The organism is Acidimicrobiales bacterium (genome assembly GCA_035546775.1).
Taxonomy (GTDB): domain Bacteria; phylum Actinomycetota; class Acidimicrobiia; order Acidimicrobiales; family JACCXE01; genus JACCXE01.
The window spans coordinates 45,995-71,712 of sequence record DASZWD010000049.1 but is presented as its reverse complement, the minus strand read 5'-3'; the positions used below and the strand labels follow the sequence as shown (position 1 = coordinate 71,712).

Sequence of the window (25,718 nt, the reverse complement as noted above, 5' to 3'; positions counted from 1 at the left end):
GGCGTGTGCAACGGCTTCCAGGTGCTGACCGAGGCCGGGTTGCTGCCCGGCGCGCTGCAGAAGAACGCCGGGCTGGCGTTCCTGTGCGAGGACGTGGACCTGCGCGTCGAGAGCAACCGCTCGGCGCTCACCAAGGGTGTCGACGTCGGGACGACCCTGCGAATTCCGATCAATCACTTCGAGGGGAATTACACCGTCGAGCCCGAAACGTTGGCCGAGATCCGCGACAACGACCAGATTGTGTTGCGCTACGTGGACAACCCGAATGGATCGGTCGAAAGCATCGCCGGCGTCAGCAATACCGCCGGCAACGTCGTAGGTCTGATGCCCCATCCCGAGCGGGCGAGCGACGCCCTGCTCGGCAGCGAGGACGGGCTCGTCCTGCTGCGGGCGCTGCTCAGCGGGTAATCCCGGCGCGCTTGAGCACCGCGGGGTCGACGCCGATCTCGCGCCAGGCGGCGTAGCTGATGCCTTTGGCCTTGCCGTAGGCGTCGGCTACCTGCACGAACGCCGCTTCGAGGGCGTCGATGTCGACGGTCGAGCCTTCGAGGCGCTCGAGTTCGGCTTCGAGGTCGATGCGCTTCTGGATGAGTTGCAGGCGGCCGACGGGGTCGGCGTGTTCCATCGCCTTCGGGAGCGCTTCGAGCTGCTGGCGCACGACGTCGGCGGTGCGAGGCCGGCCGCGCTTGGGCCGGGTCGCCTCGAGGGCGTCGAGGTATTCGCGGACTGCCTTTCCTTGGGCGCGCCCGGCCGCCAATGCCGCTTTGTGTTGGTCGGTCATTGGGGCGCCGCTGCCCTTGGGTCGGGGACTCATACCTGGAATTCGTAGCGAGGTCTTTCGCATAATTCAAGTTCCGGTAGCGTCAGAGTCGTGGCGGAGGACACACCTTTACATCGCGCACTCGGGCTGACCGACGACGAGTTGGAGTCGATCAAGCGGATCCTGGGGCGGGACCCGAACCGTCTCGAACTGTCGATGTATTCGGTCATGTGGAGCGAGCACTGCTCGTACAAGTCGAGCAAGGTGCACCTGCGCCGGCTGCCCACCGAGGCGCCGTGGGTCATCTGCGGTCCGGGCGAGAACGCCGGCGTGATCGACGGCGGCGACAACGTCGCCATCGCGCTGCGCATCGAGAGCCACAACCACCCCTCCGCCGTCGAGCCCTATCAGGGCGCGGCGACCGGCGTCGGCGGCATCCTGCGCGACATCTTCACCATGGGGGCACGGCCCATCGCCGTGCTCGACCCGCTGCGCTTCGGCACGCTGGACGAGCCGCGCAATCGTTGGATCTGCGAAGGCGTCGTGTCGGGCGTGTCGGGCTACGGCAACGCCGTGGGCGTGCCGACCGTCGGGGGCGAGCTCGTCTTCGACCCGACGTATGCCGACAACCCGCTCGTCAACGTGATGTGCATCGGCCTGCTGCCCAAGGACAACCTCGTACTGGCAACCGCCAGCGGGGTCGGCAACCTCGCGGTGCTGCTCGGCTCGTCGACGGGTCGTGACGGCATCGGCGGCGCGTCGGTGCTGGCGAGCGCCGGTTTCGGTGACGCCGAAGAGGAAGCGGCGAAGCGCCCGAGCGTGCAGGTGGGCGACCCCTTCGAAGAGAAGAAGTTGATCGAGGCGTGCCTCGAGATCATCCGCGGCGGCCTCACGCCCGGCATCCAGGACCTCGGCGCCGCCGGTCTCACCGGCGCCACCAGCGAAACGTCGTCCAACGCCGGTCTCGGCCTCGACGTGTACCTCGACCGCGTGCCCCAGCGCGAGCCGAACATGGAGCCGTTCGAGATCATGACGAGCGAGAGCCAGGAGCGGATGCTGGCCTTCGTCACGCCCGAGCATCTCGAAGAGGTGCTGGCGATCGCCGCCAAGTGGGAGGTGCGCGCCTCGGTCATCGGTGAGGTCAACAGCAGCGGCCGCCTGCGGGTGCTGGCGGCGAAGGACGGCGCCGTCGAGGCCGACATTCCCGCCGCATCGCTGAGCGAGGACGCACCGCTGTACGACCGGCCGCTGGCGGCGCCCGATCGCGCCGCCGCGCTGGCCGATGATCCCGCGAACCTCCCCGCACCCGACGACTGCACCACCGAGCTGCTGGCGATGCTCTACGACCCGGCCTGGGCCTACCGCCAGTACGACCACCAGCTGTTCCTCAACACCGTCGCCGGTCCCGGTGCCGACGCCGCCGTGCTCCGCCTCGCGGCGCCGGGCGTGCCGTCGTCGGGCACGCGGGGCATGGCCGTCACCACCGACGGTAACCACCGCTGGTGCGCGGCGGACCCGCGTCTGGGCGTACAGATGGTCGTGGCCGAAGCCGCGCTCAACCTCGCCTGCGTCGGGGCCGAACCGAAGGCCGTCGTCAACTGCCTCAACTTCGGCAACCCCGAGCACCCCGAAGTGATGTGGCAGTTCTCCGAGACGATCGACGGCATGGGCGACGCCTGCCGCGCCCTCAACACCCCCGTCGTCGGCGGCAACGTCAGCTTCTACAACGAGAGCCGCGGCGCCAACATCGACCCGACGCCCGTCATCGGCATGATCGGCCTGATCGACGTCCTCGACCGCCGTCCACCCGGCTCCCGGCTCGTGCCGAACGCCCGCATCGTGCTCGTGGGTGAACGCAGCGACGTGCTCACGGCGTCGCTGTGGGCGCGGGCGCGCCACGACCACGGCGGAGGCGCGCTGCCGCCGCTCGACTTGGCTGAGCATGCGGCGCTGGTCGCCTTCGTGTCTTCGGCAGTGCGCCAGGGACTCGTCGCCGGGGTGCACGACGTCGCCGAAGGCGGCATCGGTCTCGCGCTCGCCGAGATGGCGATCGAGGGGGAGTGCGGCGCGCAGGTCGACGGCATCGACGGCCACGGCGAGTTGTTCAGCGAGGCGCCGTCGCGGGTGCTGATGATCGTCGACGACGACCACCTCGAGCAGTTCGAAGACGCGCTCGAAGAGGCGGGGCTGCCCTTCTATCACCTCGGCGTGTGCAACGGCGACCGGTTGTTCATCAGCGGCGCCAACCTGTTGCCGCTCGTCGACATCGCCGTCGAGGACCTCGCGTCGGCTCGCACCAATGCCCTTCCGACAGCGCTCGCGGCCGGCACCGCCCACTGAGCCGGCGGCCGCGCCGGTCGCGGCGCGGCCGGCGCCGCCCGGTGGGGCGCGCAACGTCGTCGTCGTCGTGCTCGACAGCCTGCGCTACGACAGCGCCATGGCGGCGGGGATGCCGAACATGGGCCGTCTCGGCGACGTCGAGCAGCGCTGGAGCTACGCCACGTGGACGGCGCCGTCGCACTACAACTTGCTGATGGGGTTGCTGCCCCACACGAGCCCGCCGCGGGTGTACGCGTCGGAGTACTACAAGGCCGACTTCACCCGTTACAGCGAACGCTTCGGCGTGCCCGGCATCGACTTCGCGTCGATGCTGCCGTCGATCTGGCTGCCTACCTACATGCGCAACGTGTTGGGCTACCGCACCGCGGCGATGGTGTCGATGCCCGTGCTCAATCCGGCGACGGCGGTCAACCGCGACTTCGACGAGTACACGCTGATGGAATCGCACAACGACATGGCGGGCATGGTCGAGCGCCTGCACTTCGACCCGGACCGCCCGACGTTCTGGTTGCTCAACGTCGGCGAGACGCACTACCCCTACGCCGTTCCCGGCGACGACGGCACCGACCTGCCGCGCATTTCGGGCCTGCACGGCGTGCTGAAGAGCGCGGCGGAGGAGCCGGCGTTCTTCGACGACGCCGCGATGGACGCCCTACGCACCCGGCAAGTGCGCGCCGCGTCCTACGCCGATGGTTTGCTCGCCGCGATCTACGACGTCGTGCCGCCGCGCACATGGATCATCGTGACGTCCGATCACGGCGAACTCTTCGGCGAGGGCGGCTACTTCGGCCACGGCCCCATCGCCCACGACAAGGTCCTCGAAGTCCCCTTCGTCGAAGGCACGATCCGCTAACCCGCTACAAGTAGCCGAGGTGGCGCAGTTGCTCGACGAGGGCCGCGTCTTCGGCGGCGGCCGACGTCGGTACCGGCGTCTTGGGGCGCTCGGATTCGGCGGCGACGTCCAGTGCGCGGCGCAGCTTGGCCAGCACGGCCGCGTCGGCCGAAGTCGACGCCACTGGTGCGACCGGGGCGACTTCGAGCGGGTCGGTGCCGAGATCGACGAGCAGCTCCTCGGGCACGCCGGCGACGCGGGCGCCGGTGCCCTGGGGCCGGAACAGCTTGAAGCGGCCGTCGGTGGCGCACACGATCGACATTCCGAGGCGGCCGGCGGCGTCGGGACCGAGGCCCCACTCCGCCGCCTTGGCGACGCAGCCGTCGGGGTCGCCGTCGCCGGGGGCGTCGAGCTGGGCGACGGCCACGCCGTCGGGCAACCCGTCGTCGAAGGGGTGATCGTCGATGCCGGCGGCCTCGGCGACGAAGCGCGGCAGACGCGTCAGGCTCATCACGCCGTCGGTCGGCAACGTCGCCGGTCCCGCGGTGACGAGGGGCACGCGGATCAGGCGGTTGTCGAGTGAGAAAGCGTGGCCGAGCAGTTCGCCGTCGCCCAGGTTTTCGCCGTGATCGGAGGTGAGAACGAGCTGGGTCTCGTCGACGAGGCCGTGTTGGTCGAGCGCGCTCAGCAAACGCGCCACCCAGTCGTCGAGTTGCGACGCGCTGGCGGCGTGCAGCACCCGCATGCGTTCGAGCGCGTCGTCGGGCACGTCGAAGCCGCCGAGCGAACACCGCCATATCGACTCGACGTTGAGGTACCGGCTCGCCTCGGCCGCGGAGCGCCAGCGGTCCGCCGGGCCGAGCGGGTTGAACGGCTTGGGCGGCAGGTAGGGCGAGTGGCACTCGATGAGGTTGACGAAGAGGAAGAACGGGCGGCGATCCCGGCGCGCCAGCCAGTCGTCGATGACGCGGCTCACCTCGGCGGCGCCGTCGTCGAGCTTGGCCCGCACTGCGTCGAGCCGCCACGCCAGGCGATCGCGCAGCCCGGGCTTGTGCAGGCGCGCCATGCGTCGCTCGGTCACCACGTCGAAGCGGTCGAAGCCCTGGTCGAAGCCGCCGTGGCCACTGATCCACGTGTTGCCGCTGACGCCGATCGTCTCGTAGCCGGCGCGGCGCATCACGGCGGGCAGCGACTGTCCTTCGGCGACCAGGCGCCGGTTCGCTTCGACGTAGGCCGCCGCCTTCGTGTCGCCGCGATGCTGGAAGCCGGCGCTGCGCGGCAGGCGGCCCGACAGCATCGACGCATGCGACGGGACCGTCCAGCTGGCGTTGGCGAACGCTTGGGGATGAGCGGCGCCCCGGCGGGCCAAATCGGCGATGGTCGGCGTCGATCCGGGGGCTGCGCCATAGGGCTCGAACGCATCCGCCCGCGCCGTGTCGAACACGACGAAGATGACGTTGGGCGAGGTCAAAGGCCTCGGCCTGACGAGGTTTTGGTGTATGGCACTTGTACGCTTTGGGCAGATTTCCGCAAGTTTTCTCCCGTCCAATCGTTGCCTATGTGGCGCCAGCAGGCAGAATCAGCGGCGGGTTTCTATCGATGACGACAACGACGCGACTGACGTGAAGCTATTGGTAGGCGCCTCCGCGGGGGGCCATGCGAACGACCTCAGCGCGCTCTTGGAGCGGTCTGAGGCGATGTGGCCGCAGGGCCCGTCGGTGTACGTCACGACGTCAAACGTCCGCGCCGACAAGTTCCGCCGCGAAGGCATGCGGGTCTACGTCGTGCGCGAAGCCGACCGCCGCACGCCCATCAGCGCCGTGATCGCGTCGGCCCAGACGCTGCGGCTCATCTGGCGCGAGCGACCCGACGCCATCGTCACCACCGGCGCCATGCCGATGGCGATCATGTGCGTGTGGGGTCGTCTGTTCGGCGCCAAGATCGCCTGGGTTGACTGCCTGTCGCAGGTCGACACGCTGTCGCTGTCGGGCCGGGTCATTCGCAGCCTGGCGCACCTCACGCTGACGCAGTGGCCCGAGGTGGCGCTGCGCTTCCGCAAGGTCGAGTACGCGGGGGAGGTGCTGTGATCTTTCTGACCGTCGGCGGCCGCTACGGCTTCGACCGACTCGTGCGCGCCGTCGACGACATGGTCGACCGCGGCGAGATCAAGGACGAGATCACGGCCCAGATCGGCGTCGGCGCCTACGAGCCGCGTCACATGCACTTCGAGCGCTTCATCGACGGCACTCGTTACGACGCCCGCATGCGCGATGCCCGCATGCTGATCGGCCACGCCGGTTCGGGAACGATCTCGCTGGCGGTCACCAACTGCAAGCCGTTGCTCGTCATGCCGCGTCGCAAGCGCTACCACGAGCACGTCAACGACCATCAAGTCGCCACCGCCCGCAAGTTCGAAGAGCTGCACCACGTGCTGACGGCCGACTACGCCGAGGACCTGCCGCGCCGCTTCGCCGAGTTGCAGGACTTCGTCCCCGTGCGCCGCGTCGCCCGCACCGACGAACTCGCCGGCCGCATCGGCGAGTTCCTCCGCTCGCTCTCGTAGCGCGCGGCCCCGGTTAGCGGAAGCGTTCGCCGTCTCTGGGGAGTGCGAGGCCGATCGCTAGTCCCGTCAGGGTGCCGGTGAGTTTGAGGGTGTGGGCCACGATCGCCGACTTGTCGCGATGCGCGACGTTGCGGGTCAGCTCGACGACGCCGTCGGTGACGAGGCGGCGCCGCAGCAGCGGCTGCACGGTGCGGCGATCGGCGACGCGCCACAGCTTGGCGACCATGGCCCCCGTCCCGAGACCTACGCCCCAGTTGTAACGAACCACCTCGCGGTGGGTGCGCCAGTCGCGGTGCAGCACCAGCGCGTCGGGTTCGTACACGCCGGTCCAGCCGTGGTGCAGCAGCCGCACGAACAGGTCGTGGTCCTCCGCGCTGCGCAGGCGGGTGCCGGCGCCGAGGCGTTCGTCGGCGCCACCGCACGCTTCCCACGCGGTCCGTCGAAACGCCATGCACGCGCCGTTGCCAAGCTCGATTGGATCGGTGGCGCCGGCGAAGCGGGCGCGCGGTCGGGGACGCGCCGCGTCAAAGGGCAGGTGCGGGTTGTCGACATCCGCGCGCACCTGTCCGAGCACGAAGCCGACTTCGCTATCGGCGAATCCGTCGGCGAGGTGCTCGAGCCAACCCGGTTGCGGGCGGCAGTCGTCGTCGGTGAACACCACGATCGGCGCGTCGGTTTCGGCGACGCCGAGGTTGCGCGCCCGGGAGAGGCCCTTGCGCCCGGCCCGCGCCACGCGCACGCCGCGCTGGCGCGCCACCTCCTGGGTGCTGTCCGTCGACGACGCCGAGTCGACGACGAGCAACTCGTCACCGGGGCGCAGCGTCGGGATCGTGGCGTCGAGCGCGTCGGCGAGCATCGACGGCCGATCGCGCGTGCAGATGACGACGGCGCAGCGCTCAGACACGCGCCACCTCGCCGAGCGCGGTGACGCGCGCCCGCGCCGCCGGCAGCGGTGCGTGGGTGGCCGCGACCGCCGGATGGCCCCGCGCCGCGAGGGCGGCGCGCCGCGCCGGGTCGCGCAGCAACGCGACAAGCGCGTCGGCGAAACGGTGCTCGTCGGCAACGACGGGTCCGTCCTCCGGCGCCACGTGGAGACCCTCGACGCCGGCCGGCGTCGTCACGACCGGCACGCCGTAGGCCAGCGCTTCGACCACCTTCACCTTCGGCCCGCTCGTGCCCGGGCACGGGTAGGCGACGACCGCGGCGCGCCCCAAAACGTCCGCAGGCCGGCGCACGGCGCCCACCTGTTCGACGCCGGCGAGCGTGCCCACGCCCATCGTCTCGAGGCCGCGGCCCGCCAGCAGCAAACGGGCGCCGGGCACCGCGTCGCGCACCGCCGGCCAGCACGCCAAAAGACGATCGAGCGCTGCGTGGTTCGGCGCCCAGTTCCACGACGCCAGCAGCGCGACGACGGGTTCGTCGACGACGTCGAGGGGCTGCGGCGGCACCGGATACGCCATCGGTACGACGGTGGCGCGTCGGCCGGCGGCGGCCCTCGCGACGCGGTCCGACATCGCCAGCACCTTGGACGCCCGCGCCGCGACCCGCCGCTCGTGGCGCATGTCCTGTACGTCGGGCGGCGTCGGGCGCCGCAGCGCCGGCGCGTCGATCTTGGTGAGGTAGTGGAAGACAACTGCGGCGCCCGGGTGCTGCGCCACGACGGGCCACGACAGTGGGTCTTCGGCGATGGCGGTCGCATCTGCCGGTGGCCGCCATTCGATGCGGGCCGCGTCCCAGCGCGGCTTGAACAGCGCCCGCCCGTGCATCTTCCAACCGGCCTCGTAGGGAACGGGCCGGTACTCGCACCAGTCGGGCATGTCGTCGTGGGGCTGGTCGTGGGCCCACGACATCGCCGTCACCTCGTGACCGTCGGCGAGGAGGCCCTCCACGAGGGCGCGAAAGATCTTGCCGTCCTGGCTGCCTTCGGGCGTCGGGTTGTGTCGGCTGACGAAGGCCAGGCGCATCGAGCGGCGAGGCTACGTTCCCGGTGAATGCAAGTCGCAGTCATCGTGCCCGCCTTCCAGGCGGCGTCGACGCTCGGCGCCACGCTGGCGTCGGTGGCGGCCCAGACGCGCCCGCCCGAAGAGGTCGTCGTGGTCGACGACGGCTCGCGCGACGACACCGTCGCGCTGGCCAAGAGTTGGGACTCGCATCTGCCGCTCACGGTCATCAGCAGCGGCACGAACGCCGGGCCGTCCGCGGCGCGCCGCGCCGGGATCGCAGCGGCGACCAGCGACCTGATCGCCCTGCTCGACGCCGACGACGTGTGGTTCCCGGACCACCTCGACGCGATGCTCGGGGCCTACGCCACCACCGACGACGGGCTGGCGTCGGCCGACACGCTGACGTGGATCCCCGGCCGCGCCGTCAGCACGCGCCCGCTCGGCGTCGCCGCACCCCTGCCGGAGCGCGACAAGCAGCTGGCGTGGCTGCTCGTCGAGAACCACCTGTCGATCTCGGCGCTGTTCTCCCGCACCCGTTACGACGCCGTCGGCGGTTTCCGCCCTGAGTTCCGCGGCACGGAGGACTGGGACCTGTGGATCCGCATGGTGCGCGCCGGCGCCGCCGTTGCGCGACCGGATCACCCCACGGTGCTGTACCGGTTGTCGCGCGGCGCGGTGTCGAGTGACGATCGCATGGTGGCGGCGCGCCGCGCCGTGCTCGACGCCGCCGCCCGCGAAGGCGGCGCGGACGAGCGCGCCGCGTTGCGCGTCGGGCTGCGGCACAACCGGGCGGCGGCGAACCTGGTGCGGTCCTACGACCTCGCGTCGCGGGGACGGGTGACCGCGGCGCGCGTCGCCGGCCTGCGCGCCCTGCCCGGCATCCGCGCCGTCGCCGTGCGCGGCGCGGCAATGGCGATTGCGCCCAAGTGGGCGGTGGCCCGGCGCAACGAGGTGCGCTATGACCCCGACGTCTGGTTGCGCCGCTACGGCGCCTGACCGCCGAGCACGGCGTCGTAGATACTCAGCAGGCGGTCGGCGAACGCGTCGGGCGTGAACTGCATCTCGTAGTGACGGCGCGCCGCCGCGCCCAGCGCGTGTGCGGCCGACGCGTCGGCGAACGCGTCGAGACCCGTGGCGAGTGCCGCCGCGTCGAACGGGTCGACGATCACGCCGCCGTCGCCCACCACTTCGGGCAGCCCACCGACGCGCGTCACCAGCGCCGGCACGCCCAACGCCGCGGCTTCGGCCACGCCGAGCCCGAACGGCTCCTGACCGCGCGACGGCGCGACGAGGACGCGAGCGCGGGCCAGCGCGTCGAATACGCCGGCGCGGTCGAGACGGCCGAGGAAGGTGACGTTCGCCCCCGCGATCCGCTCTAGCGCGGCGCGCTCCGGTCCCTCACCCACGATCGCGAACCGCATCTCGCCGCGTCGCGCCGCCGCGTCGAGCAACAGATCGACGCCCTTTTCGTACGACAGGCGACCGACGTAGAGCGCGAAGCCCTCGTCCTGTGCGGGGTCGCGTGGCGACGGATCCACGTCGAGGCCGTTGGGGCACACGACGATTCGGTCCGCGGGCAGCGCAGCACGAACAGATGCGGCGACGGCCTCGCTGACCGCCACGAAGCGGGCGACGCGCCGCGTCCACGTTCGCCGTTGCCGCACCTGCAGCGCCACGGCCGCGGCGGAGAGCACGAACGAGTCGCGGTAGCAGCGGTGGACGACGCCGGGCAGCGGCGCGTGGCCGACGCAGTCGGTGCAGGCGTGTCCGTCGCGTACGAGGAACGGCTGCACGCACACGGCGCGCGCGTTGTGCAGGTGTTGCACGACGGGTACACCCGCGGCGTGCGCCGCGGCGTACACCGCGGGACGCGCCATCAGGAACTGGTTGTGCACGTGCACGACGTCGAAGCGCTCGCGTTCCAGCAACGCCCGTACGTCCCGGCCGCCGCTGCGCACCACGGAGTGGCCGCGCGCGGCGAGCACGGTCTCCTGCGTGTCTGCCAGCCGCTCCTCCCCGCCGGGCTGGGCGTAGGGCTGGTGGACGAGGAGGATCTTCATCGCGCGCGCGTCGCCAGGTAGGCGCGGTAGATCGGCTCCATCGTGTCCCACGGCGTCCACGGGCCCACGAGCTCGCGCACGCGTTGCGCGGCGGCGAGGCCCAGGCGCGTCGTCGCGTCGCGATCGGTCGCGATGCGCACGAACGCATCAGCGGCGGCGTCGACGGTACCGGCGATGAATCCCGTATCGCCTACCAGCAACTCGATGCCGGGCACCGGCGAGCCCACCACGGTGCGGCCCGCCCACATCGCTTCCATGACGGCAAGCGGCGTGCCCTCGCTGCGGGCGAACAGCGCCAGCGCCCACGAACGGCGCAGCACTGTTGCCGGGTCGGCCTGGCCGAGCATCTCGACCGGCGCACCCAGCTGCGCGATGAGTGCGGCGATCTCGTCGCCGCGGTCGCCGGTACCGCCGAGCAGACCGCGTACGCGCTGGCCGCGCCGCACCGTCTCGGCGATAGCTCGCACGAAGATCTCCGGTTGCTTGCGCTGGTCGAGGGCGCCGAGCCAGCCGATGACCGGCACCTCTCCGCTCGGCAGGCCCATGACGTCGAGGGCGCGCAACGCCGGGCTGGCGTAGGGCTCGTACACCCACGGCTTCGGGTAGCCGGGTTCGCCCGTCGACGCCCGCCGCGCCAACCGCGGCAGCGTGGCCAGCCACAGCCGCCGCAGGCGCGCGTAGCCCGGGGGATCGCTCGGGTCGGGATGGGCGCCGTGCACCGAGAGGAACGGGGTGGGCAGGCCGGCGAGACGGGCGAGGAGCACCGACCGCATCCCGTGGACGTGCACGACGGTGTTGTCGTCGACCAGCACCTGAAGCGCGTGCAGCGCCCGGCGGGCGGCGCGCATCTCGCCGGCGCGCCGCGCCGTTACCACCGCCGGTATCTCGACCCAGATCGCCGGCGCGGCCGGCGCGGCTCCGTCCGCCGGGGCGGCGACGATGACGCCCCAGCCGCGGCCGGCGAACCATTCGGCTTGCAGGCGGACCAGCGCGCCGAGGCCGCCCGCCAGGGTGTCACTGACCACAAGCAGACGGCCCACGGCTCCTAACCTAGAAAGACTGTGGCGTCGCGACCGAAACCCCGTCCCGTTCCGCTCGAGCCCGAGGCGGTACCGGAGCCTCAGCCACTGCCGGCACCGCCGCGGCGCTTCGCCCCGCAGGGCGTGGCCTACGCCAACGCGTGGGACGCGATCATGGTGCTGTCGATCGCCAATCTCCTGGTGGCGGTCGCCATCGGGCTCATCTGCGCCGGCCTCGGTTACGCCGACGTGATGCGCCAGCCCGCCGAGTACCAGTCGACCGCCATCATGCTGATGGACCAGCCTCAGGCGCTCACCAAGGGCGACTCTGGCATCGTGGTGAAGCTCAACTTGCTGCGGGCGAAGTACGCAGCCCTGATCACGACGCCCGAGATCGTCCTGCCCGCCGCCCGCGAATCCGGCCTGTCGGCTGGTGAGGTGCGCAGCGCAGAACATCCGCTGTATCCGCAGAACTCGTTGACGCTGCTGCCCATCGCCCGCACCAGCAGTCCCGAGCGCGCGCAGAAGATCGCGCAGGCCACAGCCGACGCGCTGACGAAGTACGTCCAGGATGAGCAGGCGGCCACCGGTCTCGATCCGGCCACGCGCCTGAGCTTGCGCGTCATCCAGAACGCCGGGCCCGGGCTCAAGGTTTCACCCGTGACCCAGCGCGCCCGCCAAGTCGCCCTGGTCGCGGCGGCGGGCGGCATGCTGCTGGCCTACGTCGGGTTGCAGCTGCGCTCGGCGCGGCGCGCTCCACTGCCCACCTCGTCCGCGTAACGACGCAGTGCCCACTCTCGCGATCCAGCTGATCGCGGTCGCGCTGCTCGTCGTGCACCTGCGGGGTTCGGTGAAGGTCTCCGCGGCCGCGCTCATCGGATCGACGTTCGTCATCCCCGGAGCGATCCTCTTCCCGCAGGCGCCGGCGTACGTGTTCGTCGCTCGCCTCGGGCTGTGGGCGGCCTGCGTCGGACTGCTCGTCCGCGCCGGGCGTGGCGACATCGACCGCTCGCTGCTGCGCCCGTCGCGCGTCCTCGTGGCCTTCGGATTGTTCGTCGCCGCCGCCTTCGTCATCGGCGTGGCCAACGGCCCCTATCCGTCGCAGAGCGCCCGCTCGTTCGAGTTGTGGCTGCTGTTGCTCGACCAGTTCCTGTTCCTGTGGGCGGCGACGGTGTTCGTGCGCCTATTGGGCGTCCGCTTCATCGCCGCGTGCGCGCTCGTGGGTGTGGTGTTCGCCTCGGGCATCGCCATCGCCGAGCGCGTCACCGGCGCCAGCTACGCCCACTGGTGGTTCCGCCACCAGGTGAAGTTCGGCCTCGCCGGCCAGCGTCTCGAAACGCGCGGCGGCAAAGTGCGGGTGCGGGCGACGGGTGAATACTCGCTCCAGTTCGCGTGGGTGCTGGCCTACTTCATGCCGCTGCTCGGCGTGCTGGCGCTGCGGACGAAGCGCTTCCTGGTACTGCTGGCGCCGGTGGTGGTGATGATCGCCATCGTCTTGACCGTGACCCGCAGCGTCTTCGGAGGACTCGGGCTCGGCGCGCTGTGCCTGCTGCTGTTCGCCCGCGGCGACCGCAAGGTGATCGGCGCCGTATTCGGCGTCGCGCTGCTGGCCGCGGCGGTGTACGCGTCGAGCGGCGCGGTGCGCCACCCGTACCAGGCGGCCGATCCCGAATCGCAGACGGTGCGGACGCGCCGCCTGAGCATCCTCACCAACGAACTCACGCACTACCAGTGGACCGGTCTAGGCCTCGACGGGCCGACCGAGCGGGGCATCGACTCGACCGACTCCGCACTGTTGGGCACCTACGCCGGGACGGGTGCGCTCGGCGTCGCCGCACTGATCGGAGCGCTGGCGACGGCCGCATTGACGATCGTGGCGGCTGGCGTGCTCGGTGACCCCGAAGACGGACCGATCGCCGGCGCCTTGCTCGGGGCGCTGGTCGCCGCCGGCCTCGGCATGTTCGCGTTCGACTCCCTCAGCGGCCCGCTGCCGAGTTGGAACCTGTGGCTCTTCGCCGCCCTCGGCGTCGGCCTCTACGAAGAGGTCATGGCCAAGCGGGCCGGACCATTACGGCCGCGCTCGGTCAGGTTGTCACCGCGGCGGCTGATCCTGCCGCTGTTCGGGCTCGGTCTCGGCGCCGCGGTCATGGCGGCGACGCCGACCCACGTGGCGTCGGAGTTCACGATGTTCACGCTCAGCCCGACGTATCTCACACAGGCCGACACGCCCCACGTCGACTTCGTCGGGCGCGTGCTCGTGCAGGCGACGTGCGATTCGGTACGCGCCGCCTTCGCGGTCCGCTCCGACGTTCACCTCGACTGCTTCGACCCACTCCAGTCGGGGCCGGGCACGGGTCTGGTGCGCATCGAGACGCGCACGCGTGCGGAGTTGCGCGACGCGGCGACGACGTTCTACGGCGTGGCCAAGCGCGTCCACGGCGCAACGCGGATTGCGATCGTGCGCCCGGCGGTGGCGGCCAAACCGACGTGGGCGCGCACGGCACCGGGCACGGGTGCGTTGCTGTTCGCCGAGTTGGCGCTGCTGTTGCCGTCGATCCGGTTCCGACGGCGCCGGGTTACTTCCCGGTCGCGCGTGCCAGCGAGTCCTTCACTGGCTTACCGCTGACCGAGGCGTGACCGCTGCTGTCGAGGAGGCAGAAGTCGGTCATGCGACCGCTGCACCACTGCCACGTGGCCCAACCGATGTGGTGTTGCTCGGCCCAGTCGATCGGCGCTTGGATCTCGCCGGGGATCGAGCGCTGCGTGCCGAACTCGGTGATCATGACGGCGCGCTTGGCGACGGCCGGCGCGATCTGGGTGTCGAGGAACGGCGGGTACTGCTTGCCCTCGCACCAGTACGGCGTCTGGTAGTAGACGGTGCCGCCAAGACCGACGCAATAGAAGGGGTACGTGTGCGCGGCGTACACGACGTTGTGGTCACCCGACAGCGGGTTGTTCACGACCATGCGCAGGTCGTTGCCCCACAGGTTGCCGGTGGCGAAGACCAGGTTGGTGTTGCCGGTCGAGCGGAACCCGTCGAGCATCTGCTGCATGCCGACGGCGCGGAAACCGTCGACGATGCCGCCGTTGCGCCAGATGCCGTCAGGAATGTCGTGGGGCTCGTTGTAGAGGTCGACGGCGACCCAAGGGTGGTTCTTGTAGCGGGTGCCCAGCGCCTTGACGAAGGCCAGGTTCTGGAGGTCGGGCGCCCGCTCCGGGCCCCACCACTGACCGGTGCCGCACGTGAGTCCTTTGGTCGACATGTGGTCGTCGAGGATGACGAGCATCTTGAGCTGCTCGGCCCAGCGCACGATCTTGTCGACGTGCTTCAGGTAGTTCTTGTCGTAGGTGCACATGCGGGGCAGGCCGAACGTCGGCGACAGGGGAATGCGCACGACGTTGACGCCCCAGCTCTTCATCTTCTTGTAGTTCTCGTAGGTGTCGCCGTAGCCGCCCTTGGTGAACTGCAGCCCGCCCTTGTTCACGCCGCGAGGCATGAATTGCTTGCCCGTCGGGCCGATGATCTGCGTCCCGACGACGGTGAACTTGCCGTTCACCGGCTTCGTCGCTGCCTGGACCTTCGAGACGGCTTTCACCTTTGGCAGCGCCTCGGCATTCGACGACAGGCCCACGAGCATCGTGGCGGCGACGCCGAGTACCGCCGCCCGCTTGGCCATGTTCTTCCGCACGTACTTCACGATCACGTCTACAACCCCATGGTTCCCAGCTGGTTTCGGGCGAGATGCTACCAGCGGTCCACGAAATGTCCGTTGCGGACCGGTACGAAGGCGGCGCGGGCGAACCCCGCCGCCGTCCCGGCGAGACGGGCGGCGACGCGGGCCACCTCGGTCTTGTTGCGGTCGCGTAGCGGGGCTCCAAAGCGCTGGAGCCCCCAGCCCCACAGCGCTTCGCCCCCCACGCGCCGGGCACGGCGCCGGTCGGTGCGGACGAGCTTGGCCAGGCGGGCGCCGTTGCCGAACCCGTAGCGCCAGTCGAGCCGGACGAGCTGCGCCGGCGAGCGCCACTGCTCGTGGCGGGCGGCCGCCGTCGGTTCATAGCGACCCAGGTAGCCCGCCGCGAATAGGCGGTCGTAGAGATCGGCCTCGGGGGCGGACTTAAAACGGCCGCCGTTGCCCAGGGCGTCGTCCCATCCGCCGACAGCGGCGAGGGCTTCGGCGCGCACGAGCAAATTGGCGCCGTGGCCGAGGTCGCCGCGGCTGTCGTCGTCGAGGGTCGCGGGGTCGGCGTCGTCCTTGACCGCCACGCCGCCGTGGTGGGTGCCGGCGTCGAGCGGCCCGAGGCGGCCGGTGATGAACGCGGCGTCGGGGTGGGCCGCCGCGCTGGTGGCGAAGGCGTCGGCCCAGCCGGGATCGACGACGACGTCGTCGTCGACGTAGGCCAGTAAGTCATGCGTCGCCGCGTGCCACCCGGCGTTGCGGGCGCGGTTCACTCCCGGCCGCTCGACGCGCACCACCCGCGTATCGGCGAGCGCGATCGGTGGTTGCGACGCGGAATCCACGACGATGAGTTCGTCCTCGGGGCCCATGGCGGCCCGCACGCTGGCGACGCAGCGGGCGAGTTGCTCGGGACGGTCGCGTGAGGGGACGACGATCGACAGGGGAGGGCGTGTCAAATGAACAGCGTGCCGTAGCGCACCGAACCGGCGGCGGTGACGGCCACCTCGGCGATGTCGGCGACGGCCAACTGCGCGCCGGCGCGGCCTCCGCTGGCCCGCATCCGTCGTACGAAGACCGGCGCCACGAGCGCGAGCCAGCGCCAGTTGAACGGCGCCAGCACGAGACCGAGCAGCGCCAGCGCGCCAGTCGTGTGCGACTTCTTCCAGAAGATGCGGCGGTAAATCAGTGGCCGCAGTTGCGGATGGCGCTTGATGCTCAGCGGCGCGTTCGCCCACCGCGGCAGCGACCGCAAGTGATCCTGGAACGTGACGGCGCGCACGGCGTGCCACACGACGGCGTCGTCGACGTAGCGCACGCCGCCACCGGACTCGAGGACGCGATGGGCGAGGTCGGAGTCCTCGCCCGCGCCCCAGTAGGCGTCGTCGTATCCGCCGACGCGCTCTAGGGCGCTGCGCCGGTAGACGAGGTTGGCGTTCGGGTACCCCTCGTAGCGCTGGTGCACTTCGATGGTGCGTTTGAACACGCCCTCGACGCCGGCGTCCTCTGGATGAGCGTCGACGCGGCCCTGGACGATGTCGACGGAGTCGTCGGCGGCATCGAAGGCGGCGAGCGCGCTCTTGAGCCAGCCGGGCGCCGGTTCGCAGTCGTCGTCGGTGAAGGCGACGAACGGCGCCCGGGCGGCGCGCCAACCGACGTTTCGTTTCGGCACCGCACCCCGTTCGGGGATCTGGAGAGCGCGCAGCGGCAGGCGGTCCTGCCAGGCGGCGAGCAGGGCCCGCACGCCGAAGTCGCCGTCGTGCACGACGATGGCCTCGAAGTCGACGCCGTCCTGGGCGGCGAGGCCGCGCAGCGTGCGCTCGAGCAGCGCGACGCGGTCGACGGTGGGCACCACGACGGATATGCGCGGTTCGCTCATGCCTTGTGCTTCGTCCAGGCCGGCCACTCCGGGTCAGGCGCGCCCGCAGCCCCGCGCTCCACGGCGTCCATCCACGGGTGGTCGAGCGAGCGCACCACCTCGGCCGGCACGCCGGACGCGAACACGCCGGCGGGGATGTCCTTGGCCACGACGGAGCTCGGACCGATCACCGTCCACGGGCCGATGGTCACGCCCCGACCCACCGAGACCCGCGGGCAGATGAACGTGTTGCGGCCGATGTCGACGGGGGCGAACTTGACGTTCTCACCGACGGGCTCGTCGGGCGTCGTGTGAAAGTGCGTGGAGTCGGCCACGGTGGCGTACTCGGCCATGATGGCCGCGTAGCCGAGATGGACGGAGTCGCCGCAGTGAAGCACCGAGCCGTAGCTGATGGTGTTCTCGCCGTCGAGGGTGATGCGCCCTTCGATCTGCACCGCCACACCGGCGCGCAGGTCGGTGCGGATGCCGGCGGTGAACGAGCCGCCCTTCATGTGGATCGTCACGTTGTCGCCGATGCGCGACCGGGCGCCCATCGAAAAGGTGGTGTGGGTACCCGGCCAGACATAGACCCGCACGCCCCGGCCGATGCGCACGTCGGGGGCGAAGTGGAACTCGACCGTGGCCCGCTCCCACGTGGCCATCGCCTTGACCCGCGCCACGAAGACCTGCTGGCGCAAACGGCGCCAGGCGACCACGACTTGGTGCTGGTGGTCGCGCATGAATTGGACGGGTCTCATAAAGCGCCCACAATCTACGGGTGATGCGGCGCATTCGTCTCCTCAAGGTGGCCGTGCCCCTCGCGCTGCTCGCCCTCGTCGTGTGGCCGTTTTATCCGTGGTGGGTGCACCTGGTGTCCCTCGCGGCGCTCCTCGGCGTGTGGACGTACTCCTATGTCCGCTACCGCCGCGCGGCGCGGGCCGAGACGGCGCGTGAGCGCGAGCTGCTACGCACCGCCAACTGGGAGACGTTCTCGCGCGTCTACAACGAGAAGGTCGTCACCATCGAAGAAGAGTTCGACATCTGGGGCGAGTACCACCAGCACCGCCACGAGATGCGCTACGACCTGACCTCGACCGCCGCGTCGCGTGCGTGCCCGGACGGCGGTGTCGTGCTCGACCTCGGGTGCGGCTCCGCGCTGGTCGCGGACCGCCTCGCCGACCGCACGCTCACCTACGTCGGCGTCGACTACGGCGGCCACCACATTGCCTACGCCAAGGCCAAGCACGCGGACGACCCGAAGACGCTCACGACGGTGTGGGCGCGGTCGTCGGCCGAGGAATTGCCCTTCGCCGACGCGACCTTCGACGTGGTCGTGTTCTCCGAAGTCATCGAGCACCTGATGCAACCTGAGTTGGCAGTGTGGGAGATCGCCCGCGTGCTCAAGCCCGGCGGCACGTTCGTGATGACGACCAACAACGCGTCGGAGGTACCGCTGCGCTCGCCACTCACGCACCTGTTCGCCTGGCTGGAAAAGGCGTTCGGCGCCTACCGACCCGAGCTCATCTCGCTGCGACCGTGGGTGTGGCCCTACAAGGTGGACCGCGCGCTGCTGCCCCCCGACGCGCCCGACGTGTGGGTGCCGCACACGCATCACATCTACGGCGAGACGCGCGCCATGTTCGCCGCCGCCGGGTTCGGCGACTTCCACTTCTCGACCTTCGAATTCCCGCCACCGCAATCACAGTCGGCGAAGTTCTTCGACCGCCGCGGTGAGTGGGGGCGTCGCGCCGTGGACGTCGTCGAGCGGGTGTGCCGCGCCGTACCGCTGCTCAACCGCCTCGGTTGTCACATGCTCGTCGTGTGCCGGAAGACCGGCGCGCCGGTGAGCCTGACGCCGCCACCGGGCGTGTGGCCCGGACCCTTCTCGGGGTCGGGCGAAGCGGTGCCGCTGACGGTCGGGACCGGCGCGTGATGGACGTTCGGCGCAGGTTGCTCCGCCGGCACGCGGCGCTGCGGCCGTTGCTGCCCCGCGGCTACCACGCCTATCCCGTCGCCGGCGGGCGGATCTATCTCGACCTGCGCGAGTCGCCGATGATGCTGGCGCGGGTGCTGCGCATGTACGAGGCGCCCAAGTTCGCCGCGCTGCGCCAGCACCTGCGCCCCGGCGACGTGTTCGTCGACGTCGGCGCCAACAAGGGCGACTTCGCGCTGTTCGCCGCCCGTCTCGTCGGCGCCGGCGGGCGCGTGATCGCCGTCGAGCCGGAGCCGACCAATGCCGACTGGATCGAGCGCAGCGTGGCGCGTAACCACTACGCCAACGTCGAGGTGGTGCGTGTCGCGCTGGCCGAACGCGACGGCGATGCGGTCCTGCACCTCGGCGAAAAGTCCGGATGGCACAGCCTGCTGTCGACCGAGGGCGTCGCCACCACCGGCGAGGTCACCGTGCCCACCCAAACCCTCGACGCCATGCTCGCGGCCCGCGACGTCGACCACGTCGACGCCATCAAGATCGACGTCGAAGGCGCCGAGGAACGCGTCCTCGCCGGCGCGGCCGCCACGTTCTCCGGCGACCACCCGATGCTGGTGCTGCTCGACGTGCACCCAGGCCGCGGCGTCGACCCCGTCGCCGTCGGCGCTCGCCTCACCGACTGGGGCTTCACCCTCGACGCCCCCGTCACCCCGACGACGAAGTCGATCACCGCCCTGCGCTCCTAGCCCGCCGGGCGCACCGGCGGCGGCCGCGCGGCGGGCGGCCGCGGGTCCTGTCGCTGTGCAAGCGAAAAGGCGAGCGCGCTTGGCCTCGTTTGGTGGAACCAGCGGCGTTGCTTTCGCTTGCACAGCATGGATGCGGCGGGGCGGCTTGCGCCGGTGGCGGCTGGCGCCGCCGCCGCTAGCTCTCGGTGAGTTCGCCGCGGTAGATCTGCTCGAGGCGCGGCACGATCGCCGCTTCCCAGCTGTACTTGGCGACGGCTTCGCGGCGGCAGGCGTCCCGCGTCTTGTCGCCCTTGGCGGCGAGGGCGAGCGCCTCGAGGCAGGCGTTGGCCAGCGCCTTGGGCGACTGGTCGCGCGCCAGCACGCCGATGCCGGGCTGGACGATCTCGACCGGCCCGCCGCTGTCGGCGATGGCGACGATGGGCGTCCCCGACGCCAGCGACTCGACGAGCACGAGGCCGAACGCCTCGCGCATCGACGGCAGCACCGTCGCCCACGCTGCCCCGTAGAGCGATGCCACGTCTTCGACATCGCCTACGCCGTGCACGTCGGTGGCGGCGCGCACTCGAGCGGTCGAATCGGCCAGCGCCGAGGTCGGGTCGCCGGGGCCGGCGAGCATCAACCGCACCTCGGGGCGGGTCGCCACGATGAGGTCGAAGGCTTCGAGCAGCAACGGCAGGTTCTTGCGCGGCTCGTCGACGGCGCTCATGAACAGCAGCGTCGGCACGTCGCTGCGCTGCGAGGGCGGAGCGAAGCGCACGAGGTCGACGCCGCCGCCGACCACGAGGCCGCGCCGGTCGTAGTCGGATTCGAGCACCGCACGCGTTGCTTCGGACAGGCACACGTAGGCGTCGAGGTTGCGCACCGCGTACTGGAACAGCCGGTGGTCGGGCCGCTGCTCGCGGTACGAGCGGACGGGGCCGCCGAGGTCGGTGTAGACCGAGCGCACCTTCGGGAACAGACGCACCGACGACAAAAACGCGGCGGCCGCCGCGTCTCCCGTCCCGAAGGCGTGCCACACGTCGATGCCGTCGAAGAGGTGCCGCACCAGCACTTCGCGCCCGAAGGCGACTTCGGGGGCGAACTCGCCGTAGCGGGTCGGTCCGGTGCGCCGCTGCAAACGCTGGACCGGCACGTCGAGCACCGTGCCCTTCGACGGCTGCGGCGCGGTGGCGACGATGCGGACGTCGTGGCCGGCGTCGACCAGCGCCGCGCCGAGCTCGTGGATGTAGCGCTCCGCGCCGCGACGCACTTCGGGCCAGCAATAGGTGTGCGTCAACAACACTCGTAGTTCGCGCACGACGGCGCAGTCTGCCATCGTTCTCGCCGTGGCCAGCACTCTGGAGGGGTTCGACCTCACGCCGACGCCGCCGCCGGTGCGCGGGATCGTGCGCGACGTCTGGCGCTCTCGAGGTCTCGTCGCGGTGCTGGCCCGCAAGGACTTCTTCGTCCGTTACCGCCGCACGTCGTTCGGTTTGCTGTGGGCCGTCGGCCTGCCGCTGCTTCAGGCGATGATCCTCACGCTGGTGTTCGGCCACCTGCTGCGGTCCCACGCGCCCGACTACGCCGCCTACGTGTTCGCCGGCATGGTGCCGTGGTCGTACTTCTCCTCCACGCTCGGCGGCGGGGCTACGGCCATCGTCGACAACTCGTCGCTGTCGAACCGCATCTACTTCCCCCGCGCGGTGCTGCCGCTCGTGAGCGCGGTGAGCGCCATGTACGGCGTGGCCGTGAGCGTCGTCATTCTCGTGGTCATGTGCCTCGGCTTCGGCGTGCACCTTGGACCGAAACTGCTGCTGCTGATCCCGGGCGTCGTGCTGGTAGCGGTGCTGGCGTCGGCGTTCTCGCTCGTGCTCGCGGCGCTCCACGTCTACTTCCGCGACGTGCGCTTCCTCGTGACCGCGGCGCTCACCGTGTGGCTCTACGTGACGCCGATCATCTTTTCGATCGACCAGCTGCCGCGCTCGCTGCGGCCCTTCGTGCGGGTCAACCCGATGACCGGCGTCGTCGAGCTGTTCCGCTTCGCCACCGTGGGCGCGTCGCCGAACTGGACACTGTCGCTGCTCGTCGCCGGCGCATGGATCGTCGCCCTCGTGCTCGTTGCGCTCGCGTTGCACCGTCGCTTCGACCGACTCTTCGCCGACCGCCTCTGATGCCGACGCCGCTCATCTCTCTGGCCGACGTCGGCAAGCGCTACACGAAGTTCGAGGACGCGCCGATGCTCGTGTCCGCGCTGCGGTTCCGGGCCCGCACGACGCGCTCGCAGCTGTGGGCCGTCCGCCACGTCGACCTCGAGGTCGGCGCCGGAGAGTGCGTCGGCGTCATCGGTCGCAACGGTTCGGGCAAGTCCACCCTGCTCCAGATGCTCGCCGGTGTCACCGCACCGAGCGAGGGTCGCGTGAGCGTGCGGGGGAAGGTGGCGCCGCTCATCTCCGTCGGCGTCGGCTTTCACCCTGAGTTGACCGGCCGCGAGAACGTCTACGTGAACGCCGCCATCCTCGGGCTCAGCCGCGCCGAGGTCGACGCCCGGCTCGACGACATCATCGACTTCGCCGACGTCACCGGCTTCGTCGACACGCCGGTGAAATTCTATTCGTCGGGCATGTTCGTGCGCCTCGGCTTCGCGGTGGCCATCAACGTCAACCCGCAAGTGCTGCTCATCGATGAGGTGCTCGCCGTGGGCGACCTCGGGTTCCAGATGAAGTGCTTCGACAAGATGGCCGAGATTCGTGACTCGGGCGCCACGGTCGTGGTCGTCAGTCACAACCTCAACGCCGTGCGGCGCATGTGCGACCACACGATGGTGCTGCACAACGGTGCCCAGCGGTTCTACGGCGCCACCGCGGACGCCATCTCGCTGTACCACCAGTTGCTCGGCGAGGAGCGCGAGCCTGACGCCGATGTCAGCATCGGGTCGGACGAAGAGGTGCGCGGTCTCGCCCAGGTGGAGTCGTGGAAGCGCACCGACGACGGATTCGAAGCGGTCGTCGCGTTCACCGCGCCGATGGACGATCCGGTATTCGGCTTCAGCATCAGCACCGATCGCGGCGTGATGGTCTACGGCGAAGGCGTCCAGGCCGGGCGCGCGTTCGCGGCCGGCGACCGCGTCGAGTTCCGCGTGCGCATCCCGACCGAGCTCGTCTCGGGGTCGTACAAGGCCGGCCTCGGCGTCTCGGAGCACGACACCTTCGAGATGGTCGCCTCAGCCCGGCCGGTGCACTTCTACGTCGACGGCCGTCCCAACGCCAAGGGCGTTGCCGATCTGCACGGGCAGTTCGACTTCAGAAGCTCTTGATCCAGGGCGCGATTTCGTCGGCCAGCATCTGCGCCACGCGGCGCTGGGCCGGCGGCGACCAGTGGTAGCCGTCGGGGATGGCTTGGTCGATGCCCATCTCGTCGGCCAGCACTGAGGCTTCGATCAGCTTCACGTCGCTGTCTTCCGCGGCCGCCTTTCCCACCACGTCGTGGAGCACGCCGTTGAGAATCGCCACCCGCTTGTCGATGCCCGGCAGGTTGTAGAGCAGCCGCGGCCCCGGCGGGTTGATGTCGATGACGAGCACGAGGCGATGATCGCTGCGCGCCAGCAGGATCACCCGCTGCAACTCGGCGGCGAAACGGCGCGGCGACATGCGCCACGTGCGCGTGCCCAGCCGACGCATCGCCCAGCGCTGGTAGCGCCGCAGCCGCGGCCAGACCTGGGGCGCGATCCGGCGCCGGTAGGCGGCGGCCGGCCGCGACAGGCCCTTCTCCCACGTCATGAAGTGGTTGTGCACGCCCTTCGGGATCGCCGGCGCCTGCGCCTCGGCCATGCCGTAGTTGACGACGAGCACGTCGGGACTCCAGGCCCGCTCGTCTTCCTGGTACCGGTGGATCCCGTCGTCGATCAGCTCGTATTCCTTGCCGGCGTTGCGCACCTCGGCGTTGATGCCGGCGTCGCGCAGCAGCAGTTCGAGCACTTCGGCATACGGGCCTTCGAGGCGCGACGTGCGGCCGGGCACGATCGTCGTCATCGAGTTGCCGATGACGAGCACGCGCCACAAGCGCGACTCAGAGGACAAGGGTGTGCTCACGGATCGAGCCCCACAGTAGGGCGACCTCGATCGCCAGATCGAAGAGGACACCGCCGGCGGCGTCGACGATGGCGTCGCGGCGGCGCCACGTATACGGACGGTGGCGCCACAGCATCGGGAACACCAGCAGCGTCTGCAGGTGCGATTGGCGCATGACGTAGCGCCGCCAGAACAGCTGGCGCATCTCCGGGTAGCGACGGACGAGCTTGTTCCAGTTGCCGTATCGCAGGCAGCGCCGCAGGTGCCATCGCAACCCGGGGTAGGTCACGGCGTGGTGGACGACGGCGTCGGCGGCGAAGCCCTCCTGGCCGCCGAGGCGGCGGACGGCCCAGCCCGCCATCGAGTCCTCGCCGAAGAATCCGATGGCCTCGTCGAACCCGCCGGCGGCGACCAGGGCGTCGCGGCGGTAGAAGAGGTTGCACGCCTCGTAGCGACCGGAAAACGACGTGATCTCCTGCGTCGCGTCCCAGCGGCCGCGGGGCGCCGCGGGATCGGGCAGGGTCATGCCCTGCACGGTGGTCACCGACGCATCGTCGAAGGCGGCGATACCAGCAGCCAACCACGTCGGCGTCGGCACGCAGTCGGAGTCGACGAAGGCGACGATCTCACCGTCGCTCGCGTGCACGCCGGCGTTGCGCACCGCGCCGAGGGAGCCGAGTTCGGTGAGCACCTTGACGTCGAAGTTGCGCGGCGCGCGCGCTTCGTCAGGTGTGCCGTCGGTCGATCCGTTGTCGACCACGACGACGTCGAAGTCGCGAAACGTCTGGCGCGCCAAGCCGTCGAGACACGCGGCGAGCATGGCGCGCCGGTTCTTGACCGCGATGTTGACTGTCACCCTCACCGATCGGCGTATCCGAGTTCGTCGAGCCGGTCGCCGGCGTGGCGGTACACGGCCCGCAGTTGCTTGCGCGACAAGCTGCGCCACTTGCCGGCGCCGACATCGCCGGTGGTGTTGTACTGGCTGACGCGTTCGCCGGCGCGACGCGCCACCTCGGCGCGCACGTCGTCGTCGACCGCCAGCCCGAGCCAGGCGAACAGGTCGACGACGCCGGCGACCGGGTCGGCGAGGAGCGACTCGTAGCGCAGGTCGCAGGCGTGGGCGAGCGACGGCAGCCTCGCCGACACCTCACGCGTGATCTCGGACCAGCGGGTGGCCGCGACGACGACGTCGTCGGTGCCCGCCTCCATCTCCAACAGCGATCGCACCACGTCGCGGCCGTCGCGGTGCACCGACACGACCGAGGCGTCGGGGAACACCGTGGCGATGAGGGGCAGGTGCTCGGCGTGCAGGGGCGTCTTCTCGACGACGCGGGGGCCCCACGGCGCCAGCACGGTGCTCACGAAGCCGCGCATCGCCGTCGCCAGCGCGTCGTCGCTGACCCAGTCTCGTAACGCCGCGTTGTTCCACAGCGGCTGCAGCGAGACGAAGAGGGCGGTTTCGACATCGGGTCCGTCGAGCGCGGGGTGCGCCCGCAGCATGTTGGCGACCCAGGTGGTGCCACTGCGCGGGACGCCGACGACGAACACCGGCGCCCGCAACGTCGCCGGCGCCGGCGCCGCGACGTCGTCGGCATACACGGCTTCGATGAGGTCGCGCACCTCGGCGTTCCCGGGCGATACGTCTTCGACCGCGGGGGACCCCGTCGCCGCGTAGATGGCGTCGGTCAGGCCTCGCACCGCGCCGATGAACGTGGCCTCGTCGCACACGCCCGCAAGCCCCGCCGGGCGCGGGTGGCCGCGTCCGGCGTTGAAGTTGCGGAACAGCGCCTGCACGCCGCGCAAGAACAGGTCACCGGCCACTTTGGGCGCTGTGACCGAATCGCCCCGACCCGCGAACACCACCTCCACCGAGCGAAACGTAGTTGCGAGTTCTGGCTGGTACCCTGAGGACGTCGAGAAGCGGGTCCGGGCGCGGGTCCATTAACT

26 protein-coding genes are annotated in these 25,718 nt (G+C 70.6%); 12 read left to right on the top strand and 14 right to left on the bottom strand.

The window, feature by feature from the left end; translation table 11 throughout:
* On the top strand, positions 1–408 hold a 408-nt coding region (locus tag VHC63_12350; protein HVV37390.1), incomplete at its 5' end, for a phosphoribosylformylglycinamidine synthase subunit PurQ.
* On the opposite strand, the gene VHC63_12345 is transcribed toward VHC63_12350, so the two are convergent.
* Positions 398–781: a hypothetical protein gene (locus VHC63_12345; protein ID HVV37389.1), complete on the bottom strand. Its 384-nt coding sequence runs from the start codon at positions 779–781 to the stop codon at positions 398–400. The two genes, VHC63_12350 and VHC63_12345, sit on opposite strands and share 11 nt — an antisense overlap.
* Positions 782–871: 90 nt before the next feature.
* Between VHC63_12345 and purL the strand changes: the two genes are divergently transcribed.
* Positions 872–3,100 carry a phosphoribosylformylglycinamidine synthase subunit PurL gene (gene purL, locus VHC63_12340; protein ID HVV37388.1) on the top strand — a complete coding sequence of 743 codons (2,229 nt, stop codon included), beginning with the start codon at positions 872–874 and terminating at the stop codon, positions 3,098–3,100.
* Positions 3,060–3,953, top strand: a complete 894-nt coding sequence (locus tag VHC63_12335; protein ID HVV37387.1) for a sulfatase-like hydrolase/transferase — start codon at positions 3,060–3,062, stop codon at positions 3,951–3,953. The genes purL and VHC63_12335 overlap by 41 nt, the downstream gene beginning before the upstream one ends.
* Positions 3,954–3,957: 4 nt before the next feature.
* Here VHC63_12335 and VHC63_12330 read toward each other — a convergent pair whose 3' ends face one another.
* Complete coding sequence (locus VHC63_12330) at positions 3,958–5,403, bottom strand: sulfatase-like hydrolase/transferase (protein ID HVV37386.1); 1,446 nt, start codon at positions 5,401–5,403, stop codon at positions 3,958–3,960.
* Positions 5,404–5,554: 151 nt separating this feature from the next.
* Here VHC63_12330 and VHC63_12325 point away from each other — a divergent pair, with 151 nt between their 5' ends.
* Both VHC63_12325 and VHC63_12320 read left to right on the top strand, forming a co-directional pair.
* Positions 5,555–6,019 (top strand): hypothetical protein, encoded by a 465-nt coding sequence (locus VHC63_12325; protein HVV37385.1) that lies wholly within the window; start codon positions 5,555–5,557, stop codon positions 6,017–6,019.
* The gene (locus VHC63_12320; protein HVV37384.1) at positions 6,016–6,495 is read left to right on the top strand and encodes a glycosyltransferase; all 480 of its coding nucleotides are present in this window, start codon (positions 6,016–6,018) and stop codon (positions 6,493–6,495) included. The genes VHC63_12325 and VHC63_12320 overlap by 4 nt, the downstream gene beginning before the upstream one ends.
* 13 nt (positions 6,496–6,508) lie before the next feature.
* On the opposite strand, the gene VHC63_12315 is transcribed toward VHC63_12320, so the two are convergent.
* Together VHC63_12315 and VHC63_12310 are read right to left on the bottom strand one after the other, a co-directional pair.
* Entirely contained in the window at positions 6,509–7,399 is an 891-nt protein-coding gene (locus VHC63_12315) for a glycosyltransferase (GenBank protein HVV37383.1), read from the bottom strand.
* Positions 7,392–8,459, bottom strand: coding sequence for a glycosyltransferase (locus VHC63_12310; GenBank protein HVV37382.1), 1,068 nt, complete (start codon positions 8,457–8,459; stop codon positions 7,392–7,394). The genes VHC63_12315 and VHC63_12310 overlap by 8 nt, the downstream gene beginning before the upstream one ends.
* A 27-nt stretch (positions 8,460–8,486) precedes the next feature.
* Between VHC63_12310 and VHC63_12305 the strand changes: the two genes are divergently transcribed.
* Positions 8,487–9,434 carry a glycosyltransferase family A protein gene (locus VHC63_12305; protein ID HVV37381.1) on the top strand — a complete coding sequence of 316 codons (948 nt, stop codon included), beginning with the start codon at positions 8,487–8,489 and terminating at the stop codon, positions 9,432–9,434.
* On the opposite strand, the gene VHC63_12300 is transcribed toward VHC63_12305, so the two are convergent.
* On the bottom strand, positions 9,422–10,498 hold the full coding sequence (locus VHC63_12300; GenBank protein ID HVV37380.1) for a glycosyltransferase family 4 protein: 1,077 nt from the start codon (positions 10,496–10,498) through the stop codon (positions 9,422–9,424). The two genes, VHC63_12305 and VHC63_12300, sit on opposite strands and share 13 nt — an antisense overlap.
* Positions 10,495–11,538, bottom strand: a complete 1,044-nt coding sequence (locus VHC63_12295) for a glycosyltransferase family 4 protein (protein ID HVV37379.1) — start codon at positions 11,536–11,538, stop codon at positions 10,495–10,497. Before VHC63_12295 ends, VHC63_12300 begins: the two co-directional genes overlap by 4 nt.
* Positions 11,539–11,559: 21 nt before the next feature.
* On the opposite strand from VHC63_12295, the gene VHC63_12290 reads away from it, so the two are divergent.
* Complete coding sequence (locus VHC63_12290) at positions 11,560–12,297, top strand: hypothetical protein (GenBank protein HVV37378.1); 738 nt, start codon at positions 11,560–11,562, stop codon at positions 12,295–12,297.
* A gap of 7 nt (positions 12,298–12,304) precedes the next feature.
* A complete protein-coding gene (locus VHC63_12285; GenBank protein ID HVV37377.1) occupies positions 12,305–14,143 on the top strand; it encodes a hypothetical protein in 1,839 nt (612 codons plus the stop codon).
* Here VHC63_12285 and VHC63_12280 read toward each other — a convergent pair.
* Genes VHC63_12280 through VHC63_12265 form a run of 4 tightly spaced genes read right to left on the bottom strand, consistent with a single transcriptional unit; the run spans position 14,094 to position 17,807 of the window.
* On the bottom strand, positions 14,094–15,215 hold the full coding sequence (locus VHC63_12280) for a glycoside hydrolase family 5 protein (protein ID HVV37376.1): 1,122 nt from the start codon (positions 15,213–15,215) through the stop codon (positions 14,094–14,096). The two genes, VHC63_12285 and VHC63_12280, sit on opposite strands and share 50 nt — an antisense overlap.
* Positions 15,216–15,262: 47 nt before the next feature.
* Positions 15,263–16,150, bottom strand: a complete 888-nt coding sequence (locus VHC63_12275) for a glycosyltransferase (protein HVV37375.1) — start codon at positions 16,148–16,150, stop codon at positions 15,263–15,265.
* Positions 16,147–17,070 (bottom strand): glycosyltransferase, encoded by a 924-nt coding sequence (locus VHC63_12270; GenBank protein HVV37374.1) that lies wholly within the window; start codon positions 17,068–17,070, stop codon positions 16,147–16,149. Before VHC63_12270 ends, VHC63_12275 begins: the two co-directional genes overlap by 4 nt.
* On the bottom strand, positions 17,067–17,807 hold the full coding sequence (locus VHC63_12265) for an acyltransferase (GenBank protein HVV37373.1): 741 nt from the start codon (positions 17,805–17,807) through the stop codon (positions 17,067–17,069). Before VHC63_12265 ends, VHC63_12270 begins: the two co-directional genes overlap by 4 nt.
* Positions 17,808–17,830: 23 nt before the next feature.
* Between VHC63_12265 and VHC63_12260 the strand changes: the two genes are divergently transcribed.
* Together VHC63_12260 and VHC63_12255 are read left to right on the top strand one after the other, a co-directional pair.
* Entirely contained in the window at positions 17,831–18,982 is a 1,152-nt protein-coding gene (locus tag VHC63_12260) for a class I SAM-dependent methyltransferase (protein ID HVV37372.1), read from the top strand.
* 17 nt (positions 18,983–18,999) lie between these two features.
* On the top strand, positions 19,000–19,725 hold the full coding sequence (locus tag VHC63_12255; protein HVV37371.1) for an FkbM family methyltransferase: 726 nt from the start codon (positions 19,000–19,002) through the stop codon (positions 19,723–19,725).
* Between the two features lie 175 nt (positions 19,726–19,900).
* Here VHC63_12255 and VHC63_12250 read toward each other — a convergent pair whose 3' ends face one another.
* Entirely contained in the window at positions 19,901–21,040 is a 1,140-nt protein-coding gene (locus tag VHC63_12250) for a glycosyltransferase family 4 protein (protein HVV37370.1), read from the bottom strand.
* Between the two features lie 10 nt (positions 21,041–21,050).
* Between VHC63_12250 and VHC63_12245 the strand changes: the two genes are divergently transcribed.
* Both VHC63_12245 and VHC63_12240 read left to right on the top strand, forming a co-directional pair.
* Positions 21,051–21,875 (top strand): ABC transporter permease, encoded by an 825-nt coding sequence (locus VHC63_12245; protein HVV37369.1) that lies wholly within the window; start codon positions 21,051–21,053, stop codon positions 21,873–21,875.
* On the top strand, positions 21,875–23,017 hold the full coding sequence (locus VHC63_12240; protein ID HVV37368.1) for an ABC transporter ATP-binding protein: 1,143 nt from the start codon (positions 21,875–21,877) through the stop codon (positions 23,015–23,017). The genes VHC63_12245 and VHC63_12240 overlap by 1 nt, the downstream gene beginning before the upstream one ends.
* Here VHC63_12240 and VHC63_12235 read toward each other — a convergent pair.
* From VHC63_12235 to VHC63_12225, 3 genes are read right to left on the bottom strand one after another with little or no spacing between them, the layout of a single operon-like run.
* Positions 23,004–23,792 carry a hypothetical protein gene (locus VHC63_12235; protein ID HVV37367.1) on the bottom strand — a complete coding sequence of 263 codons (789 nt, stop codon included), beginning with the start codon at positions 23,790–23,792 and terminating at the stop codon, positions 23,004–23,006. The two genes, VHC63_12240 and VHC63_12235, sit on opposite strands and share 14 nt — an antisense overlap.
* Positions 23,770–24,627 carry a glycosyltransferase family A protein gene (locus tag VHC63_12230; GenBank protein HVV37366.1) on the bottom strand — a complete coding sequence of 286 codons (858 nt, stop codon included), beginning with the start codon at positions 24,625–24,627 and terminating at the stop codon, positions 23,770–23,772. The genes VHC63_12235 and VHC63_12230 overlap by 23 nt, the downstream gene beginning before the upstream one ends.
* Before the next feature lie 2 nt (positions 24,628–24,629).
* Positions 24,630–25,640: a sulfotransferase gene (locus tag VHC63_12225; protein ID HVV37365.1), complete on the bottom strand. Its 1,011-nt coding sequence runs from the start codon at positions 25,638–25,640 to the stop codon at positions 24,630–24,632.
* Positions 25,641–25,718 lie beyond the last annotated feature (78 nt).

What these genes read in the sequence shown, in the direction of transcription:
- VHC63_12345 (HVV37389.1), bottom strand. Translation starts at nt 781, where the DNA reads ATGACCGACCAACACAAAGCGGCATTGGCGGCCGGGCGCGCCCAAGGA.
- VHC63_12335 (HVV37387.1), top strand. Translation starts at nt 3,060, where the DNA reads ATGCCCTTCCGACAGCGCTCGCGGCCGGCACCGCCCACTGAGCCGGCG.
- VHC63_12310 (HVV37382.1), bottom strand. Translation starts at nt 8,459, where the DNA reads ATGCGCCTGGCCTTCGTCAGCCGACACAACCCGACGCCCGAAGGCAGC.
- VHC63_12305 (HVV37381.1), top strand. Translation starts at nt 8,487, where the DNA reads ATGCAAGTCGCAGTCATCGTGCCCGCCTTCCAGGCGGCGTCGACGCTC.
- VHC63_12300 (HVV37380.1), bottom strand. Translation starts at nt 10,498, where the DNA reads ATGAAGATCCTCCTCGTCCACCAGCCCTACGCCCAGCCCGGCGGGGAG.
- VHC63_12270 (HVV37374.1), bottom strand. Translation starts at nt 17,070, where the DNA reads ATGAGCGAACCGCGCATATCCGTCGTGGTGCCCACCGTCGACCGCGTC.
- VHC63_12265 (HVV37373.1), bottom strand. Translation starts at nt 17,807, where the DNA reads ATGAGACCCGTCCAATTCATGCGCGACCACCAGCACCAAGTCGTGGTC.
- VHC63_12260 (HVV37372.1), top strand. Translation starts at nt 17,831, where the DNA reads ATGCGGCGCATTCGTCTCCTCAAGGTGGCCGTGCCCCTCGCGCTGCTC.
- VHC63_12250 (HVV37370.1), bottom strand. Translation starts at nt 21,040, where the DNA reads ATGGCAGACTGCGCCGTCGTGCGCGAACTACGAGTGTTGTTGACGCAC.
- VHC63_12240 (HVV37368.1), top strand. Translation starts at nt 21,875, where the DNA reads ATGCCGACGCCGCTCATCTCTCTGGCCGACGTCGGCAAGCGCTACACG.